Genomic DNA, 17,601 nt, shown 5'->3' with positions numbered 1-17,601 from the left:
CCCCAGGCAGACAGGCAAGTTGCATTCCAGCGCCGCCGCGCTGGAACGGAACCTGCTGCTCCTGCGGGATTACGCCGTTAACTCTAAAAGAGGTTCGCCATGCACCCGACCCGACCGCTTACTGTTGTCATCACCGGCGCTTCCAGCGGCATCGGGCTGGCCACCGCGCTGGCGTTCGCGCGTGCCCAGGCGCGCGTGGTGCTGTGCGCGCGCGGCGAGGCGCCGCTGGCACGTGCCGCCGCAGCCTGCCGCGAACTGGGCGCGCGGGCACTGGCCGTGCCGGGCGACGTCACGCAGCCGGCGGCCATGCACCGGCTGGCCGAGCGTGCGGCGGAGTTCGGCGACGGCGGCATCGATGTCTGGGTCAACAATGCCGGTGTCGGCGCGGTTGGGCTGTTCGACGAAACACCGGTGGCCGCGCATGAGCAGGTGGTACGCATCAACCTGCTGGGCTACCTGCACGGCGCGCATGCGGTGCTGCCGTTCTTCAAGGCGGCGCGCAAGGGCGTGCTGGTCAATATCGTGTCGCTGGGCGCATGGGCGCCGTCGCCATATGGCGTGTCGTATACGGCAAGCAAGTTCGGGCTGCGCGGCTTTTCGGAGGCGTTGCGCGCCGAGCTGGTCGACTATCCGCAGATCCGCATCTGCGACATCTTCCCGGCCACCGCCGACACGCCGGGCATGCGCCACAGTGCCAACTACACCGGCAAGGCACTGCGTCCGCCGCGGCCGCTGGTCGACGCCGGCGCGGTCGCGCGGGCCGTGCTGCGCGCGGTGGCGGCGCCGACCTCGCAGGCGGTAACAGTAGGCGTGGTCGCAAGACTGGCGCGCGCTGCCAACCTGCTGGCGCCAGGCCTGCTGCAGCAGGCGTACGGCCGCATCCTGCATCGGCATTTCAGCGGGGCACACGAGATACCGGTCACCGACGGCAACCTGTTCCATGCCTCGCTGGGTCATATGGACGTCCAGGGCGGCTGGACCTCGCCGGAACGGATGCGCCGCCATCGCATTGCCGGCGCGGCGGTGGTGGCAGGGCTGGCCGGCCTCGCGCTGTGGCATTGGCGCCGCCACGCCCGCTGAGCGCCGGCAGCAGGCGGGCTGGCAGGCAGATTTACAACCGCGGGTGCTTCTTACCTGCGCCGCGTGCGGCTGCCGCCCCATAGAAAAAGGCCCGCGCGAACGCGGGCCGCAAAGGCCTGAGGATCCGCGAGAGGACCGCTCGGTATTTATCCTAATTGCCTGGCAGCGGCTGCACATCCCCCGTTCGGGGTGCAGGCCGCATTCGTGCGTGATCCGGCCTCGATGCGCCGGCGGGCATCAGCGCGCCGCGGGCTGCAATGCAATCACGGCCATGCCGGCCAGCGCAATGGCGGCGCCGGCCACGTCCCAGCGCGTCAGCGCCAGGCCGTCGACGAAGCGCAGCCAGAGCAGCGCCACGGCGATATACATGCCGCCGTAAGCGGCGTAGGTGCGCCCCGCGGCTGCGGGATGCAGCGTCAGCAGCCAGGCGAACAGGCCCAGCGAGACGGCGGCGGGCACCAGTAACAGCGCGCTCTTGCCCTGGCGCAGCACCAGCCAGGGTAGGTAGCAGCCGACGATTTCGGCAACGGCGGTCACGGCGAAGAGCAGGGCGATGCGAAGCAGGTCCAAGATATGGAAGAAGCGGAATTAAAAAAGGGGTTCCTTGCGGAACCCCCGATTCTGCCTCAGGACGTCGCCATTAACGGCGGCCGGCGCTGCGTCGCCACCGCAAACACGATCTGCGCGATCCCGGCCGCCAGCCCCATCGCCACGCCCGCCTGCCAGGCAACGGTGTATGAGCCCAGCGCGTCATAGACCACCCCGCCGCCGAAGGCACCGGTAAAGCTGCCGATCTGGTGGCTGAAAAAGGCCACGCCGCCCAGCATCGCCTGCCAGCGCAGGCCGAAGGTCTCGGCGATCCAGCCCGACACCAGCGGCGCCACGCCCAGCCACAGGAAGCCCATCACCGCGGCAAACACCAGCGTGCTGCCCGGCGTGGGCGCCGACGAGAAATACCAGGTCAGCGCCAGCGAGCGCACGGTATAGATGCCGCCCAGCAGCATCAGCTTGTTGAAGCGCCCGCCGGCCCAGCCGAAGAAGATGCTGCCGAGCACGTTGAAGCCGCCGATCACGCCCAGCGCCTGCGCGCTGAGCATCGGGTCCATGCCGCAGATGTCCAGGTACGACGGCAGGTGCGTGGTCAGGAAGACCAGCTGCATGCCGCAGACGAAATACGCCAGCGCCATGACGATGAACGGCGCATGCCGCAGCGCAGTGCCCAGCGCCTGCCGCGCATTGCTATGGTCGGCGCCGACGAACGCGGGCAACGGCAGCTTGTCCACGCGCCCCGCCATCCAGGCCGCCGGCAGCATCACCAGCGCCAGCAGCACGAACGCGGCCAGCCCGGCGCGCCAGCCGTAAGCCTGCGTCACCATTTGCCCGATCGGCGCGGCCAGCAGCGCGCCGAGCGAGCCGGCCCCCGACACCAGCCCCAGCACCGTGCTGCGCAGCGCCGCCGGCACCGGCCGTGCCGCCACCGCCATCGCCAGCGCGCTGCCGGTGCAGGCCATCGAAGCGCCGATCGCCACGCCCGCGCCCAGCGTGACGCCGATCATGCCTTGCGCGGTTGCCAGCAGCACCAGCCCGGCCACATACGACAGCGAGCCGGCCAGCATCAGGGGCCGGAAGCCGATCCGCGTGGCCCATGCGCCAGCCAGCGGCTGCAGCAGCCCCCAGGCCAGGTTCTGCACGGCGATGGCGACCGTGAAGTCGGAGACCGAGATGCCGATGTCCCGCGTCAGCGGCGGCATGAAGATGCCCAGGCTCTGGCGCAGGCCCATGGCCAGGCTGAGCATCAGGGAGGCGCCAAGCAGGATCGGCAGGGCCGGGCGGAGGCTTTCCAGGCGGGAAGGCGCGGTGGAGGCAGGCACGATGGTCGTCTCGCGGGATTGTCGTTATCGTTATGTGCCCGCGGCGGCGCCTGGCATGTTAAGCATGCGCTGAATATACCGCAGGGTAGGCCGAGGGTAAGCGGCAGCCTGCATCGTGTCAATTTGGCTTTGAGCCGGACCGCCTTCCGCTTTGCCGAAGGCGGTCCGGCGCCGCGCTAGTCCAGGCTGACCCGCCGGCTTGCGGCCGGCCGTCCAGGCGAAAGGCGCGACGACGGCATGGCTTGCTCCCGCCTTACTTGCCGGTCCACACCGGCTTGCGCTTTTCCGCAAAGGCCGCGGCGCCTTCGCGCGCATCGGCGGAGGTGAACACCGGCGCCAGCAGCGGGCGCTGGCGTTCGAACATCTCGTCGTTGCTCCAGTCCGCCGACTCGGCCACGATCTGCTTGCTGACCGCCACCGCCAGCGGGCCGTTGGCGCCGATCTCCCCGGCCAGCGCCAGCGCGCCCTGCAGCGCTTCGCCGGGTTCCGTCAGGCGGTTGATCAGGCCGTAGGCATGCGCCTGCTCGGCCCCGAGCATATTGCCGGTCAGCGCGTACTCCATCGCGATGTGGTACGGCACGCGGCGCGGCAGGCGCATCAGGCCGCCGGCACCGGCGACCAGCCCGCGCTTGACTTCGGGCAGGCCGAATTTGGCCGCTTTCGAAGAAACGATCAGGTCGCAGGCCAGCGCCAGCTCGAAACCGCCGGCCAGCGCATAGCCTTCCACCGCGGCGATCAGCACCTTGCGCGGCGGCTTCTCGGTCAGCCCGCCGAAGCCACGGCCGGGCAGGCTCGGGCGCTTGCCCTCCAGGAAGCCCTTCAGGTCCATGCCGGAGCAGAAGGTGCCGCCGGCGCCGGTCAGGATGGCGACGGCGAGGTCGTCACGGCTTTCCAGCTGGTCGATCGCGGCGGCCAGCGCGGTCGCGGTCTCGAAGTCCATGGCGTTGCGCGCCTGGGGCCGGTTCATGGTGATCAGCAGCGTATTGCCGCGGGTCTCTAGTTGCAGCGTGTCGCTCATGCAGATGTCCTGGTCAAGAAAGCCATTGGGGAGTGCTGGATGGTGATCGAAGGCGGCTCAGCGCGGGGCCATGCGGATGGCGCCGTCCAGGCGGATGGTCTCGCCGTTGAGCATCGGGTTCTCCAGGATGTGCAGCGCGGTCGAGGCGTACTCGTCCGGCGCGCCCAGGCGTGCCGGGTGCGGCACCATCGCGCCCAGCGAGGTGCGCACGTTCTCCGGCAGCTTCGCCAGCAGTGGCGTGTCGAACAGGCCCGGGGCGATGGTGCAGACGCGGATGGCGCGCTGCGCCAGGTCGCGCGCGGCCACCAGCGTCATGCCGACGATGCCGGCCTTGGCCGAGCTGTAGGGGATCTGGCCGATCTGGCCTTCATAGGCGGCCACCGAGGCGGTCAGCACGCAGGCGCCGCGTTCGCCGTCCACCATTTCGTTCTTTGCCATGCGCGCGGCACCCAAACGCAGCGCGTTGAAGGTGCCGATCAGGTTGATGCGCACCACCGACTCGTACTTTTCCAGCGAGCCCGGCGAGCCGTCCTTTTCGACCACGCGCACCGGCGCGCCCAGGCCGGCGCAGTGGATCAGCGCGCGCAGCGGGGCGATGGCCTCGGCGGCGTCGTAGACCGCGTTCATCTGCTCTGTGTCGGTGACGTCGGCCTTGACGAAGCGGACCTTGCCGCCGAACTCGTCCACCACCGCGTTGCCGCGCTCTTCGTTCAGGTCGGCGATGACCACGCCGACGCCGCGCTCCACCAGGCGGCGGGTGCAGGCCAGGCCCAGGCCGGAAGCACCGCCGGTGACGACGGCGGACATGTTTTCGAGTTTCATGGGTGTCTCCTAGGAAAAAGTCACTGGGTTCCCGCCTGCGCGGGAACGACGCAGGCGGTTACAGGCGTTCGATGATGGTGGCGTTGGCCATGCCGCCTGCCTCGCACATCGACTGCAGGCCGTAGCGCTGGCCGCTGTCTTCCAGCGCATGCAGCATGGTGGTCATCAGGCGCACGCCCGACGCACCCAGCGGATGGCCCAGCGCGATCGCGCCACCGCGCGGGTTCAGGCGCGCCGGGTCGGCGCCCAGCGCCTTCTGCCAGGCGAGCGGCACGCAGGCGAAGGCTTCGTTGATTTCGTAGTGGTCGATCTGGTCCAGCGCCAGGCCGCTCTTCCTGATGGCGCGCTGGCTGGCCGCGATCGGGGCAGTCAGCATCATCACCGGATCGTCGCCGCAGACGTCGAACGCGACAAAGCGCGCGCGCGGCTTCAGGCCCAGGCGCTGCGCCATGGCTTCGCTCATCAGCAGCATGGCCGAGGCGCCGTCACTGATCTGCGAGGCATTGCCCGCGGTGACGTTCCAGCCGATCTGCGGGAAGCGCTCGCTCAGTTCGTCGTTGCGGAACGAGGCCTGCAGCGTGCCGAGTTTCTCCACCGAGGTGCCGGGGCGGATGGTTTCGTCATGCTCGACCACGCCGTTGGGCGTGCTGATCGGCAGGATCTCGCGGCGGAAGGCGCCGCTCTCGCGCGCCGCGGCAGCCAGTTCGTGCGAGCGGGCCGAGTAGCTGTCCATGTCCTGGCGCGACAGCTCGTACTTGGCCGCGACCAGCTCCGCAGCAACGCCCTGCGACACCAGACCCGGCGCGTAGCGCGCTTCCATCGACGGGCCATATGGGTTCTGGCCGATGCGCGCCGAGCCCATCGGCACCCGGCTCATCGACTCGATGCCGCAGGCGATGACGATGTCGTAGGCGCCGGCCATGATGCCCTGCGCGGCAAAGTGCACCGCCTGCTGGCTCGAACCGCACTTGCGGTCGATGGTGGTGGCCGGCACGTGGTCGGGGAAGCCGGCCGCCAGCCAGGCCACGCGGCCCGGCCCGGCGGACTGCTCGCCCGCCTGCGTCACGCAACCGGTGATGACGTCGTCCACCAGGCCGGGATCGAGCTGGTTGCGTTCGACCAGGCCCCTGAGCACCTGGGCCAGCAGTTCGGTGGCATGCAGCTCGGTAAAGGCCGATCCCGGCTTGGAGCGGCCCATCGGGCTGCGGATGGCGTCGACGATGACGGCTTGTTGCATGAGGGTGTCTCCTGGTGCAGGGGTTGCGAGTCGTTGATGAATCGTTGAGTTGGGATATTGAGACGTCGGTTTCAAAAAGTGATCGTCCAATACGATGAATCGGAATTCTCGCGTCGGAAATTCGCCATGTAAACTCAAAATCCTGTGTTTGACTTCGGAATCAACGAAGGGCAACATCCGGGTTTTGAGACGCTGGTATCAAAAAAATCCAGACGAAGGCCCGGTTATGACCAATGAAGCACATGCCTCCCTGACCCCGCCCCCCGCCGATGCCGATGGCGAGTCGCGCCTCGTCAGCGCGCTGGCGCGGGGCGTTTCGATCCTCAACTGCTTCTCGCCAACGGTGCAGGAGCTGAGCAGCCGCGAGCTGATGGAGCGCACCGGGCTGGCCAAGCCGACGCTGTTCCGCCTGCTCGACACCCTGTGCGAACTGGGCCTGCTGCACTATTCGGAGCGCCTGTCGCGCTACGTGCCGGGGGTCGGGCTGGTCAACCTGGCCGCGCCCGCGCTGGCGCGAATGACGGTGCGCCAGCTGGCGCGGCCGGCCATGCAGGAGCTGGCCGACCACATCGCCGGGCAGGTCGAGCTGATCGTCGGCAACGGCAACGCCATGACCTACGTCGAGATCGCCCAGGGCGTGGGCAGCCATGTGTTCCGGCCCGAGGTCGGCACCCGGGTCTCGATCTCGCGCACCGGTTCGGGCCGCGGCTACCTGTTGCTGATGCCCGAGCCCGAGCGCGAGGCGTATCTGGCCCAGCTGCGCGCCGCCGATCCGGCCCGCGCTGACTGGCTGCAGCAGCGCCTAAAGGATGCCGCGCGCGACCTGCAGGAGCACGGCTTCTGCCGCGGCCATCGCGACCTGCATCGCGAGGTGGAATCCGTTGCCGTGCCGATGCGCGCACGGCGCGATGGCGAAGCGTGGATCTTTGCCGCGTCGGTGCCGGTGTTCAGCCCGCAGAGCAAGCAGATCGAGGAAGACATCGGCCCGCGGCTGGTCAGCCTGGTGCGCAACGTGGAGGGGGCCATCGGGGTGTCAGGCTGACGTTCCGGCGCCCCGCCAGGCGGGGTGACTTGTCTTGGCCCCGGGCGGGCTGGCGACTATCCTGAGTCACAAACATTCGGACAACGCCGCGCAGCGCTTCGGCGGCCTTGCGCCCACGCTGGCCTACGTGCCGATGCCGCTGCTGCTTGCCACCGCGCTGCTGTGGGGACCGCGCGGCGGTGCCATTGCCACGCTGCTGGGCTGCCTGCTGATCATCCACCGCACCGCGGCCGGTGCCGGCCCGTTCAACGTCATCGAAGGCTTTCCGGGCGAAGCGGTGGTCGAGGTGCAGGGCTTTGTCATTGTCTGGGCGCTGGTGATGCTGCTCGGCCGCGCATTGTCCGAGGGCCGCCGCACCGCGCTGGAGGAAGCGCGTGCCTGGCGCCTGCGCTATGCGCGCACGCTGCAGGCGGTGGGCGTGGCCAGCGTCGAGTATGACGCGGTCACCGGCCGCGCTACATGGAGCGAGGGCGCGGCGGCGTTGCTCGGCGACACGATCCGCGACGTCAACAGCGTCGACGAATGGCTGGACCATATCGACGCCACCGACCGCGGGCTGGTGCAGGCCACCTGGTCCGCCGTGGCGCGCGGCGATGCGCCCGACAGCGTGCAGGAATACGCCGTGACGCTGCCGGGCAGCGGCCGCCTGCACGTGCATGAGCGGCTGGCCGGCATCCGCGGCGCGGACGGCAAGGTAGAGCAGGTGGCGGCACTGCTGCGCCGCGCCGGCGCGGACCCGCGCATGTCTGACCCGGGCGTGTTCCTGATCCACGGCCTGGGCGGCACGGAGTATGACCTGGGCTCGATGCACAAGCGCCTCAAGCGCGCCGGCTTTGTCACGCACTCCCTGACGCTGCCGGGACACGGCACGCAACCCGAAGACCTGTGCGGCGTGCGCGCCGAGGACTGGCTCGAGGCGGTGCGCGCCAAATACCGCGAGATCATCGACCAGCATGAAACGCTGCACGTGATGGGCATGTGCATGGGCGCGCTGCTGGCGGTGGAAACGGTCAAGCGCGAGCAGCACACCAGGGGCCGGCTGGTGGCGCTGGCGCCGCCGGTCTATATCGACGGCTGGGCCACGCCGTGGTATCGCGGCCTGCGTCCGCTGCTGTACCGGATTCCAGGCGTTCCCAACCGGATGAAGGTGGAAGAGGAAGAGCCGTTCGGCATCAAGAACGAACAGCTGCGCGAGATCGTCAAGGCCAAGTTCGCGCGCGGCGAGAACTTCCACTACCAGTGGGTGCCGCTGGCGTGCATCCGCGAAGTCGATCGCTTGCGCGGCTACGTGCGCAAGGGGCTGCAGCGCATGCTGGTGCTGGAAGACAGCTACCACATGGTCTGCGTCGACAATGACCGCGAGCTGGTGGCGCGCAACGTGGTTGAATTTTTCGAGGCCAGCGTGGGCACGTCGCTAGGCATGGCGGGTGCGGAGCGCGACGATGCGCGCATGACGCCGGACCAGGTGACCGGGCTGCTGGCGGCGGCGCGCGCGGACCTGGAGCAGGGCGACCTTGCCGCACTGTATGCGCGCGGCAAGGGCGATTTTGCGTGGTTCCAGCCGGGCGCCAACCGGACCAGCGGGGTCTATCGTGGCGATCGTGGCCTGGCGCGGCTGCGCGAGTGGGCGGATGCGGGGCTGGCGTTCACCGCGTTCGGCGCGCCGGTGCTCAACACCGGCATGGCCGTGGTGCCTGCGACCTTGCGCAGCGGCACGCTGGCCTCGCAGGGCGTGCTGGCGTTTGCGCTGCGCGACGGCAAGCTGCTGGAGGGGCGGTGGTTCCCGGACGAAGTGGCGCTGGAAGATGCGTACTTCGGCGGCACGCCGGCGCTGCAAGGGCCAAGCCCGGCCGAAAAGGCCTTCGAGGCCGCCGCCGCGTTGTTGAAGACGCTGCGCCAGGCGCCCGACCACGACACCCTGCTGTCGCTCTATGCGCTCTACAAGCAAGGCAGCGCCGGCGACGCCAGCGGTGACCGCCCGGGCATGATGGACATGGTCGGGCGCGCCAAGTACGACGCCTGGGCCGCCCGGCGCGGCCTGCCGCGCGAGCAGGCCATGCGCGACTACGTGGCGCTGGTCAACCAGCTCAAGGCGGCGGAAACGCAATCCGCCTGAAGCCGGGTTGCGTAGCTGCCGCGATCAGCTGCCGCTGAACACCGGCGTGCGCTTGTCCAGGAAAGCCTGCACCGCCTCGCGGTGGTCGGCGGTCTGGTGCGACAGCGCCTGGAAGCCGGCCGACAATTCCAGCAGCGTGTCGAGGCGCGTGTGCATGGCCTCGCGCATCAGCCGCTTGGCCAGCCGCACCGCATGCGGCGGGTTGGCCGCGATGCGCCCGGCCAGCTCATATGCGGTCGGCAGCAGCGCCTCGGGCGCCACCACGCGCGACACCAGGTTCCATTCCAGCGCGGTCTTTGCATCGATCGCCTGCCCGGTAAAGGTCATCTCGGCGGCACGCGACAGCCCGATCACGCGCGGCAGCAGCCAGGCGCCGCCATCGCCCGGGATGATCCCGAGCTTGACGAATGATTCGGCGAACTGCGCGCGTTCCGAAGCGATGCGGATATCGCACATGCAGGTCAGGTCCAGGCCCGCGCCCATGGCGGCGCCGTTGACGGCGGCGATCACCGGCACTTCCAGGTTGAACAGCGCCAGCGGCAGGCGCTGGATGCCGCAGCGGTAGTCCTGCCGGATCTCCATGCCCGGCACCTGGCCCGAGGCCTGGCGTTCCATGTCCTTGATGTTGCCGCCCGACGAGAACGCCGTGCCGGCGCCGGTGATGACCACGGCGCGCACGCTGCGGTCGGCATGGATGCGCTCGATCGCGGCCAGGAACTCCGCCACCGCGGTGTTGCCGGTCAGCGGGTTGCGGCGCCCGGGCTCGTTCATCGTCAGCGTGACGATGTGGCCGTCCTGTTCGTAGAGGAGGAAGTTGCTCATGGTGGGTGTCTCCGGGGGGCATCGGGTTCAGTTGCTGCCGCCAAGGCTAAGTCAGCCGGGGCGGCCGCGTCCAATATTCATTTGTTGGCGGGCGATAGCGGGCATGTATCGATTGCCGGGGCGATTCTCGGGACTTCAGTATGTTATGCAGGGCGATGAATTCTTTCGTGCAGCCGGTAGCAGGCCACGCATGACTTGCGCAATACCCCCAGAATCCGGAAAGTAGGGGGCAGCCTGCCCGCTGCCTTGTTAATCCTGGATCCCTGCCCATGACAGTCGTCGTACTCGCGATGGACGGATCGCCCGACAGCGTTGCCGCCGCCCGCCGCCTGGCCAGCCGCCCGCTGCTGGCCGGGCCCTTGTCCGTGCATGTTGCCCATGTCTCGCCGGTGCTGGGCAGCCCCGGCCTGTCCCGGGCCGCGCAGGCGCGCGCGCCGGCCCGGGCCTGAGGCGGCGCCCATGGAACTGCCGCTGCTGCTCGCGCTGCCGCTGCTGGCCGCCGGACTGACCTGGGTGATCGGCATGCGCGCGCCGCGGCTGGTGGCGCCCGTCATCGTCGGCCTGCCGCTGGTCGCGCTGGTACTGCTACTGCAGCTGCGCGGCGCGGTCTTCGACCAGCCAGAGGACGGCCTTGCCTGGCGCGTGAGCTGGCTGCCTGCGCTCGGACTCGACCTGTCGCTGCGCCTGGACGGCCTGGCCTACCTGTTTGCGCTGCTGGTGGTCGGCGTGGGCCTGCTGGTGATCCTGTACGCGCGCTACTACCTGGCGCGCAATGCATCGGCGGTGCGCTTCTTCTGCCTGCTGCTGCTGTTCATGGCGGCCATGCTGGGCGTGGTGCTGGCCGGCAACCTGCTGTTGCTGGTGGTGTTCTGGGAGCTGACCAGCATCCTGTCGTTCCTGCTGATCGGCTTCTGGTCGTGGCGCGGCGATGCCCGCCAGGGCGCCCGCATGGCGCTGGCCGTCACCGGCGGCGGCGGGCTGGCGCTGCTGGCCGCGGTGCTGCTGCTGGGCCATATCTGCGGCAGCTTCGAACTGTCGGTGGTGCTGGCGCAGGCCGGCAACGTGCAGCGCCACCCGCTCTACATGCCGATGCTGGTGCTGATCCTGCTGGCGGTCTTTACCAAGTCGGCGCAGTTCCCGTTCAGCTTCTGGCTGCCGCAGGCGATGGCCGCGCCCACGCCGGTATCCGCGTACCTGCACTCCGCCACCATGGTCAAGGCCGGCGTGTTCCTGCTGGCGCGGCTGTACCCGGTGCTGGACGGGACCAACGGCTGGTTCTACCTGGTCAGCATGACGGGGCTGGCCACACTGATCTTCGGCGCGGCGATGGCGCTGCTGCAGCGCGACCTCAAGGGGCTGCTGGCGTATTCCACCATCAGCCACCTGGGACTGATCACGCTGCTGTTCGGGCTCGATACCCAGCTGAGCACGGTGGCGGCGATCTTCCACATCATCAACCACGCGGTGTTCAAGGCGTCGCTGTTCATGGCCGCCGGCATCATCGACCACGAGACCGGCACGCGCGACCTGGAACGGCTGCACGGGCTGGCGCGCTACATGCCGCATACGGCGGTGCTGGCGATCGTGGCGTCGCTGTCAATGGCGGGCGTGCCGCTGTTCAACGGCTTCCTCAGCAAGGAAATGTTCTTTGGCGAGACCCTGGCGCAGGGCCTGCTGGGCGAATTCAACTGGGTCATCCCGGCGGCGGCGACCATGGCCGGCGCGCTGACGATGGCGTATTCGCTGCGCTTTATCTACGGCGTGTTCTTTGGCGGCAGGCAGCCCGACGTTCCCAACTATCCGCCGCACGAGCCGCCGCGCTTCATGAAGGTGCCGGTGGAGTTCCTGGTCGTGATCTGCCTGGTGGTGGGACTGGTGCCGGCCTACACGGTAGGCACCCTGCTGGCGGCGGCGTCGCTGGCCACGCTGCGCGCGCCGCTGCCGCCGTACAGCCTGAACCTGTGGCATGGCGTCAACCTGCCGCTGCTGATGAGCCTGCTGTCCATGACCGGCGGCGCGGCGCTGTTCTTCCTGCGCCGCGATGCGCTGCGCCGCTGGCAGCAGTCGCTCGAGCACCTGAACGCGCGCCGCTCGTTCGAGAGCGGCATGCGCGCGCTGGAGCGCATTGCCACCGCGATCACGCGCGCGCTGGAGAGCGGCTCGTTGCCGGGCTATATCGCCTGGATGCTGCTGGCGCTGCTGGCGATTCCGGCGTGGTTCCTGGCCGATCTCGACACGCTCGCCGGCACCGTCCCGGCCGGCGCGCTCGACCCGATGGGCGCCGCGGCGCTGGCGATACTGGCGGTGCTGGCGCTTGCCGTAGTGGCCGCGCGCGGGCAGCGGCTGGCGGCGCTGGTGCTGCTCAGCGGCTGCGGGCTGATGGTGTCGCTGGTGTTCCTGCGCTTCTCGGCGCCGGACCTGGCGCTGACGCAGCTGTCGGTGGAAGTGGTGACGGTCTTGCTGCTGGTGCTGGCGTTGTTCTACCTGCCGCGCGAGACGGCCGAGCAGGGCGGCCCTGCGCGCCGCATCCGCGACGTGATGCTGGCACTGGGCGGCGGCACGCTGCTGGCGGTGGCAGCCTACGCGGTGATGACGCGCCCGTTCGACCCGGTATCGGCCTTCTATGTCGAGCAGGCGGTGCCGGGCGGCGGCGGCCACAACGTGGTCAACGTGCTGCTGGTGGACTTCCGCGGCTTCGATACCATGGGCGAGATCTGCGTGCTGCTGATCGCCGGCCTGGCGGTGCAGGCGCTGCTCAAGGGCATGCGCCTGCCGACGCCGTCGGCCGCGCCGGACGGGCTGCCGTGGACCAGCCAGGCGCATCCGCTGCTGCTGGCCATGCTGGCGCGGCTGATGCTGCCGCTGACGCTGCTGGTGGCGGTCTTTATCCTGCTGCGCGGGCACAACCTGCCCGGCGGCGGCTTTATCGCGGCGCTGGCCACGTCGGTGGCGCTGCTGCTGCAATACGTGGCCAACGGCGTACGCTGGACCGAAGCGCGCATCGCGCCGGACTACCGCGCCATTGCCGGCGCCGGCATCCTGCTGGGGGGGCTGACCGGCCTCGGCAGCCTGGCCTTCGGCTACCCGTTCCTGACGACGGCGTTCGGGCATTTCCACCTGCCGGGCATCGGCGAAATCGAACTGGCTACGGCCATGATCTTTGACCTTGGGGTGTTCTGCACCGTGACCGGGACCACGCTGGTCATCGTCTCGCACCTTGGGGTGCGCAACCTGCCGCCCGCGCGCGCTACGGAGGACGACTGATGGCCGCCCTCTATGCCGTGACGATCGGCATCCTGGCTGCCTGTGGCATCTACCTGCTGCTGCGCGAGCGCGTCTTCACCGTGGTGCTGGGCCTGACGCTGCTGTCGTATGCGGTCAGCCTGTTCCTGCTCGGCATGGGCCGCCTGTCGATCGGCCGGCCGCCGGTGATCGTGCCCGGCGCCAGCTACGCCGATCCGCTGCCGCAGGCGCTGGTGCTGACCGCCATCGTGATCGCGTTCGGCATGACGGCGTTTGCCGTGGTGCTGGCGCTGCGTTCGCTGGGACTGACCGGCAGCGACCATGTCGATGCCGCCGGCGAGCCGGAAGGCGCCCCGGTGCACGACCCGGACGGCGACGATGAAGCGCGGGGGCCACGCCCATGAACCACGCCGTGCTGCTCCCCATCCTGCTGCCGATGTTCGCCGGCGCGCTGCTGGCTGCGATGCCGGCGACGGCCTTGCGCGCGCAGCGCGCCGTGTGCGCGGTAGCGACACTGTTGCTGCTGCCGGTGGCCATCATGCTGATGCAGCACGCGGCAGGCGGCGCCATCGAGGTCTATGCGATGGGCAACTGGGCCGCGCCGTTCGGCATCGTGCTGCAGCTGGACCGCACCGGCGCCATGATGCTGGCGCTGACCGCGGTGCTGGCCGTCGCGGCGCTGGCCGCGGCAGGCGACGGCACCGCGCGCCAGGGCCGGCATTTCCACGCGCTGTTCCAGTTCCAGCTGATGGGCCTCAACGGCGCCTTCCTGACTGGCGACCTGTTCAACCTGTTCGTCTTCTTCGAGATCCTGCTGATCGCCTCCTACGCGCTGCTAGTGCACGGCGCCGGGCGCGCGCGCATCGGCGCCGGGTTCCATTACGTGATCCTGAACCTGGTGGCGTCGTCGTTCTTCCTGGTGGCGATCGGCGTGCTGTACGGGCTCGGCGGCACGCTCAACATGGCGCACCTGGGCTTGCGGCTGGCCGGCCTGCCGGCGCAGGACCTGCCGCTCGCGGTAGCGGCCGGCGTCATGCTGATGCTCGTGTTCGCGCTCAAGGCGGCGCTGTTCCCGCTGTACTTCTGGCTGCCGCGCGCCTACGCCAGCGCCACCGGCCCGGTCGCCGCGCTGTTCGCCATCATGACCAAGGTGGGCATCTACGCCATGCTGCGCTGTGCCGCGCTGCTGTTCGGCGGCGCGCAGGACTTGCTGGGGCCATTCCTGGATGACTGGGTGTTTCCGCTGGCGCTGGTGACGCTGGCGATCGGCGGCATCGGCGCGGTGGCCGCCCGCACGCTGCGCGCGATGACGAGCTACCTGGTGGTAGCGTCGGTGGGCTTGCTGTCGGCATGCGTGGCGATGCAGACGCAAGCCGGCTGGGCCGCCGCGCTGTACTACCTGCCCAGCACCACGCTGTGCACGGCGGGGCTGTTCCTGCTGGCCGATGCGCTGGAGCCGGATCCCGCGCACGACGGCGCGCCGCCGGTGGCCTCGCGGCTGGCCGGGGTGCTGTACCTGGTCGGCGTGCTCGCGGCGGTGGGCCTGCCGCCGCTGTCGGGTTTCCTGGGCAAGGCCATGATCCTGCGCGCGACCCCGGCGCCGTGGATGCCGGCGCTGTGGCCGGTGGTGCTGCTGTCGAGCCTGCTGCTGCTGATCGCGGTGTCGCGCACCGGCACGCGGCTGCTGTGGCGCCTGCCGCATGAGGCGGCGCAGGTTCCGGAAGGCGCCGAGCATCTCGACGAGGACCATCCCAGCCCCGCGCGCGCCCGCGTGCGGCCGGACCCGCGCAAGCTGGCCTGCTGCGCACTGCTGCTGGCGGGCAACGTCGCGCTGACCGTGTACGCGCGGCCGGCCACCGAATATATGGCGGACGCCGCCGCGCAGCTGCTGGACCGCGCGGCCTACATGCGGGCCGTGCTGCCCGCGCAGAAGGAGTAGGCCATGCTGCACCGCCTGCTGCCGCATCCCTGGCTCAGCCTGATCCTGCTGCTGATGTGGCTGATGCTGGCCAACAGCATCGCCCCCGGGCATTGGCTGCTGGGCGCGCTGCTCGGCTGGGCCATCGGCCGGCTGGCCGACCGCTGGCTGGTGCTAAGCGCGTTCCGGCTGTCGCGTCCCGACCTGATCCTGCGCCTGAGCATCCATGTGCTGATCGACATCGTCATGGCCAATATCGAAGTGGCGATCCTGGTGCTGGGCCGCACCGCGCGGTTGCGGCCGGCCTTTATCGTGGTGCCGCTGGATGTGGAGCACGAACTGGCCACCACGGCGCTGATCAGCATCGTCTCGCTGAGCCCCGGCACGCTGTGCGCAGAACTGAGCGACGACCGGCGCGCGCTGCTGGTCCATGTGCTCGACCTGGAAGAAGAAGCGGCGCTGGTCGAACGCATCAAGTCGCGCTATGAAATCCCGCTGAAGGAGATCTTCCAATGCTTGCCATCGTGATACCGGTGTGCCTGGCCATCCTCGGGCTGGCTTTCCTGCTGACCTTCGCGCGGCTGCTGCGCGGACCCAGCCTGCCGGACCGCATCGTGGCGCTCGATACGCTCAATATCAACGCCATCGCGCTGATTGTGCTGCTGGGCATCAGGCTCGATTCGGCGATGTTCTTCGAGGCGGCGCTGCTGATCGCGGTGATGGGCTTCGTCGGCACGGTGGCGCTGGCCAAGTACCTGCAGCGCGGCGACATCATCGAATACTGAGGAGCCATGGCCATGCTGCATCCCGTTGCGGAGTTCGTTGTCTGCGCGCTGCTTGTGACCGGCAGCGTATTCATGCTGGTGGGGGCGATCGGGCTGTTCCGCCTGCCGGATTTCTTCATGCGGCTGCACGGGCCCACCAAGTCGACCACGCTGGGCGTGGGCGGGGTGGTGCTGGCGTCGGTGGCGTATTTCAGCTTCCGCGGCAATGCCAGCCTGCATGAGCTGCTGGTAACCGCATTTCTGTTCCTGACCGCGCCGATCAGTGCGCACATGCTGTCCAAGGCCGCGTTGCAGCGCCAGCTGCCGGTGGACCCGCGCACGCGTGGCAGCGGCTGGATGCCGCGCATCCGCGACTGATGGCCTTCAGGCGTTCTGCAGCAGGCGCATCAGGCGCTGCGCGTCGAACGGCGCCTTGACCTTCTTGTCGTTGTCGAAATAGCAATAGACGTCGCGGTGCGCCGCCTTGCGCGGCCGCCTGGGCGAGATCCGCTGCGCATCGGCCGGTTCGTGGCCGCTGGCCCATTTTTCCAGCCGCGCGGCCCAGCGGTGCAGCGCCTTGTCGGAGTAGCTGCCACCGTATAACGTCTGGCTGCCGTGCAGCCGCAGGTAGAGGAAATTGCTGGTGATGTCTTCGGCGTAGGGCCAGTCGGCGACGGCGTCGGAGATCACCAGCGCCACGCGGTGGCGTCGCAGCAGCGCCGGGAATTCGGGCGTACAGAAGCTGTCGTGCCGGATCTCCACCGCGTGCCGGATCCGGCGCCGGCGCCGCGTCTCGCACCAGGGTTGTTTGACCCGGCTGTCATGCTCGCGCGCCAGTTCGCGCGCGCTGTGGGTGTCATGCGGCAGCAGGGCAAGGAAGCGCTCCATCCGCTCGGGATCGAAGGCAAAGCTGGGCGGAAACTGCCACAGCATCGGGCCCAGCTTTTCCTCCAGCGCCAGCACGCCGGACGCCAGGAAGTTGGCCATGGCCGGGCGCGCCTTGTCGTCGCGGACGCGCAGCATGTGCGTCAGGTAGCGCGATCCCTTGACGCTGAAGACAAAATCGTCGGGCGTGGCGTCGTACCACGCGCGATAGCTGCGCAACGTCTGCAGCGCGTAGTGCGAGCCGTTGATCTCGATGGAATCGACCGCGCGCGAGGCGAACTCCAGCTCGCGCCGTTGCGCCAGCCCCTTGGGATAGAACACGCCGCGCCACCCGTCGTAGCGCCAGCCCGAGATGCCGATCCGGATCATTGCCTTGCCTGCGAGTGCCCTGTATTTTTTTCCAATATGCACGCCACGCACGGCGCGCAGGCCTTGCCAATGCCTACAGGAGGAAAAGTTCCATGACTGCCACGCAAGTTTCGCGCCTTGATGCCTGCGCCTACCTGCTGCACCTGCTGCTGCAGCGCGCCGAGGCCAGCCAGCCCGGCTTCCTGGAAGACCTGATCCGGGGCGTTGCCGCCGACCGCGCCGGCATGCCCGAGGTGCCGGACCGGGAACACGCGCTGCCGGTATTCGACGAAGTACTGCGCATGCTCGAATTCGCCAACGCACAGATGAAGGAAGCGCAGGCACTGGGACGGCCCTGACGACGTTGCGCCACGGCAGGCAGCGCCGTCTGGTTTACTTTCGCGGCCAGGTGTCCTACACACACTGAGGCGATCC

Annotated in this window: 18 protein-coding genes; 11 read left to right on the top strand and 7 right to left on the bottom strand. The window is 69.1% G+C overall.

Annotated elements, in window-relative coordinates; translation table 11 throughout:
* Window positions 1–99 precede the first annotated feature (99 nt).
* Window positions 100–1,080, top strand: a complete 981-nt coding sequence (locus tag E1J61_RS22275; protein WP_133096171.1) for an SDR family oxidoreductase — start codon at window positions 100–102, stop codon at window positions 1,078–1,080.
* A gap of 237 nt (window positions 1,081–1,317) precedes the next feature.
* On the opposite strand, the gene E1J61_RS22270 is transcribed toward E1J61_RS22275, so the two are convergent.
* The 5 genes from E1J61_RS22270 to E1J61_RS22250 form a co-directional block, all read right to left on the bottom strand.
* The gene (locus E1J61_RS22270) at window positions 1,318–1,650 is read right to left on the bottom strand and encodes a YnfA family protein (RefSeq protein ID WP_133096170.1); all 333 of its coding nucleotides are present in this window, start codon (window positions 1,648–1,650) and stop codon (window positions 1,318–1,320) included.
* Between the two features lie 56 nt (window positions 1,651–1,706).
* Window positions 1,707–2,951, bottom strand: coding sequence for an MFS transporter (locus E1J61_RS22265; RefSeq protein ID WP_133096169.1), 1,245 nt, complete (start codon window positions 2,949–2,951; stop codon window positions 1,707–1,709).
* Between the two features lie 253 nt (window positions 2,952–3,204).
* Window positions 3,205–3,969, bottom strand: coding sequence for a crotonase/enoyl-CoA hydratase family protein (locus E1J61_RS22260; RefSeq protein ID WP_133096168.1), 765 nt, complete (start codon window positions 3,967–3,969; stop codon window positions 3,205–3,207).
* Between the two features lie 57 nt (window positions 3,970–4,026).
* Entirely contained in the window at window positions 4,027–4,791 is a 765-nt protein-coding gene (locus E1J61_RS22255; RefSeq protein ID WP_133096167.1) for an SDR family NAD(P)-dependent oxidoreductase, read from the bottom strand.
* Window positions 4,792–4,849: 58 nt separating this feature from the next.
* Entirely contained in the window at window positions 4,850–6,028 is a 1,179-nt protein-coding gene (locus E1J61_RS22250) for a thiolase family protein (RefSeq protein WP_133096166.1), read from the bottom strand.
* A gap of 226 nt (window positions 6,029–6,254) precedes the next feature.
* Between E1J61_RS22250 and E1J61_RS22245 the strand changes: the two genes are divergently transcribed.
* Window positions 6,255–7,070: an IclR family transcriptional regulator gene (locus E1J61_RS22245; protein ID WP_133096165.1), complete on the top strand. Its 816-nt coding sequence runs from the start codon at window positions 6,255–6,257 to the stop codon at window positions 7,068–7,070.
* Between the two features lie 34 nt (window positions 7,071–7,104).
* A complete protein-coding gene (locus tag E1J61_RS22240; RefSeq protein ID WP_133096164.1) occupies window positions 7,105–9,186 on the top strand; it encodes an acyl-CoA-binding protein in 2,082 nt (693 codons plus the stop codon).
* A gap of 24 nt (window positions 9,187–9,210) precedes the next feature.
* Here the strand turns inward: E1J61_RS22240 and E1J61_RS22235 are convergent, their stop codons facing one another.
* Window positions 9,211–10,008 carry a crotonase/enoyl-CoA hydratase family protein gene (locus tag E1J61_RS22235; RefSeq protein ID WP_133096163.1) on the bottom strand — a complete coding sequence of 266 codons (798 nt, stop codon included), beginning with the start codon at window positions 10,006–10,008 and terminating at the stop codon, window positions 9,211–9,213.
* A 269-nt stretch (window positions 10,009–10,277) separates the two neighbouring features.
* Between E1J61_RS22235 and E1J61_RS22230 the strand changes: the two genes are divergently transcribed.
* From E1J61_RS22230 to E1J61_RS22200, 7 genes are read left to right on the top strand one after another with little or no spacing between them, the layout of a single operon-like run.
* Entirely contained in the window at window positions 10,278–10,457 is a 180-nt protein-coding gene (locus tag E1J61_RS22230; protein WP_133096162.1) for a hypothetical protein, read from the top strand.
* Between the two features lie 10 nt (window positions 10,458–10,467).
* Entirely contained in the window at window positions 10,468–13,272 is a 2,805-nt protein-coding gene (locus E1J61_RS22225; protein ID WP_133096161.1) for a monovalent cation/H+ antiporter subunit A, read from the top strand.
* Window positions 13,272–13,655, top strand: a complete 384-nt coding sequence (locus tag E1J61_RS22220) for a Na+/H+ antiporter subunit C (protein WP_133096160.1) — start codon at window positions 13,272–13,274, stop codon at window positions 13,653–13,655. Before E1J61_RS22225 ends, E1J61_RS22220 begins: the two co-directional genes overlap by 1 nt.
* On the top strand, window positions 13,652–15,190 hold the full coding sequence (locus E1J61_RS22215) for a monovalent cation/H+ antiporter subunit D (RefSeq protein ID WP_133096159.1): 1,539 nt from the start codon (window positions 13,652–13,654) through the stop codon (window positions 15,188–15,190). Before E1J61_RS22220 ends, E1J61_RS22215 begins: the two co-directional genes overlap by 4 nt.
* 3 nt (window positions 15,191–15,193) lie before the next feature.
* Complete coding sequence (locus E1J61_RS22210; protein WP_133096158.1) at window positions 15,194–15,697, top strand: Na+/H+ antiporter subunit E; 504 nt, start codon at window positions 15,194–15,196, stop codon at window positions 15,695–15,697.
* A complete protein-coding gene (locus E1J61_RS22205; protein ID WP_133096157.1) occupies window positions 15,682–15,954 on the top strand; it encodes a K+/H+ antiporter subunit F in 273 nt (90 codons plus the stop codon). Before E1J61_RS22210 ends, E1J61_RS22205 begins: the two co-directional genes overlap by 16 nt.
* A gap of 12 nt (window positions 15,955–15,966) precedes the next feature.
* Window positions 15,967–16,311, top strand: coding sequence for a Na+/H+ antiporter subunit G (locus E1J61_RS22200; protein WP_133096156.1), 345 nt, complete (start codon window positions 15,967–15,969; stop codon window positions 16,309–16,311).
* Window positions 16,312–16,317: 6 nt separating this feature from the next.
* Here E1J61_RS22200 and E1J61_RS22195 read toward each other — a convergent pair whose 3' ends face one another.
* Entirely contained in the window at window positions 16,318–17,187 is an 870-nt protein-coding gene (locus tag E1J61_RS22195) for a DUF72 domain-containing protein (RefSeq protein ID WP_133096155.1), read from the bottom strand.
* A 92-nt stretch (window positions 17,188–17,279) separates the two neighbouring features.
* On the opposite strand from E1J61_RS22195, the gene E1J61_RS22190 reads away from it, so the two are divergent.
* Complete coding sequence (locus tag E1J61_RS22190; RefSeq protein ID WP_133096154.1) at window positions 17,280–17,525, top strand: hypothetical protein; 246 nt, start codon at window positions 17,280–17,282, stop codon at window positions 17,523–17,525.
* Window positions 17,526–17,601: the final 76 nt, after the last annotated feature.

This window comes from Cupriavidus sp. L7L (genome assembly GCF_004353535.1).
In the GTDB taxonomy this organism is placed as follows: domain Bacteria; phylum Pseudomonadota; class Gammaproteobacteria; order Burkholderiales; family Burkholderiaceae; genus Cupriavidus; species Cupriavidus oxalaticus_A.
Note: the sequence above shows the minus strand (reverse complement) of the source record. Positions and strands in the feature narration are given on the sequence as shown.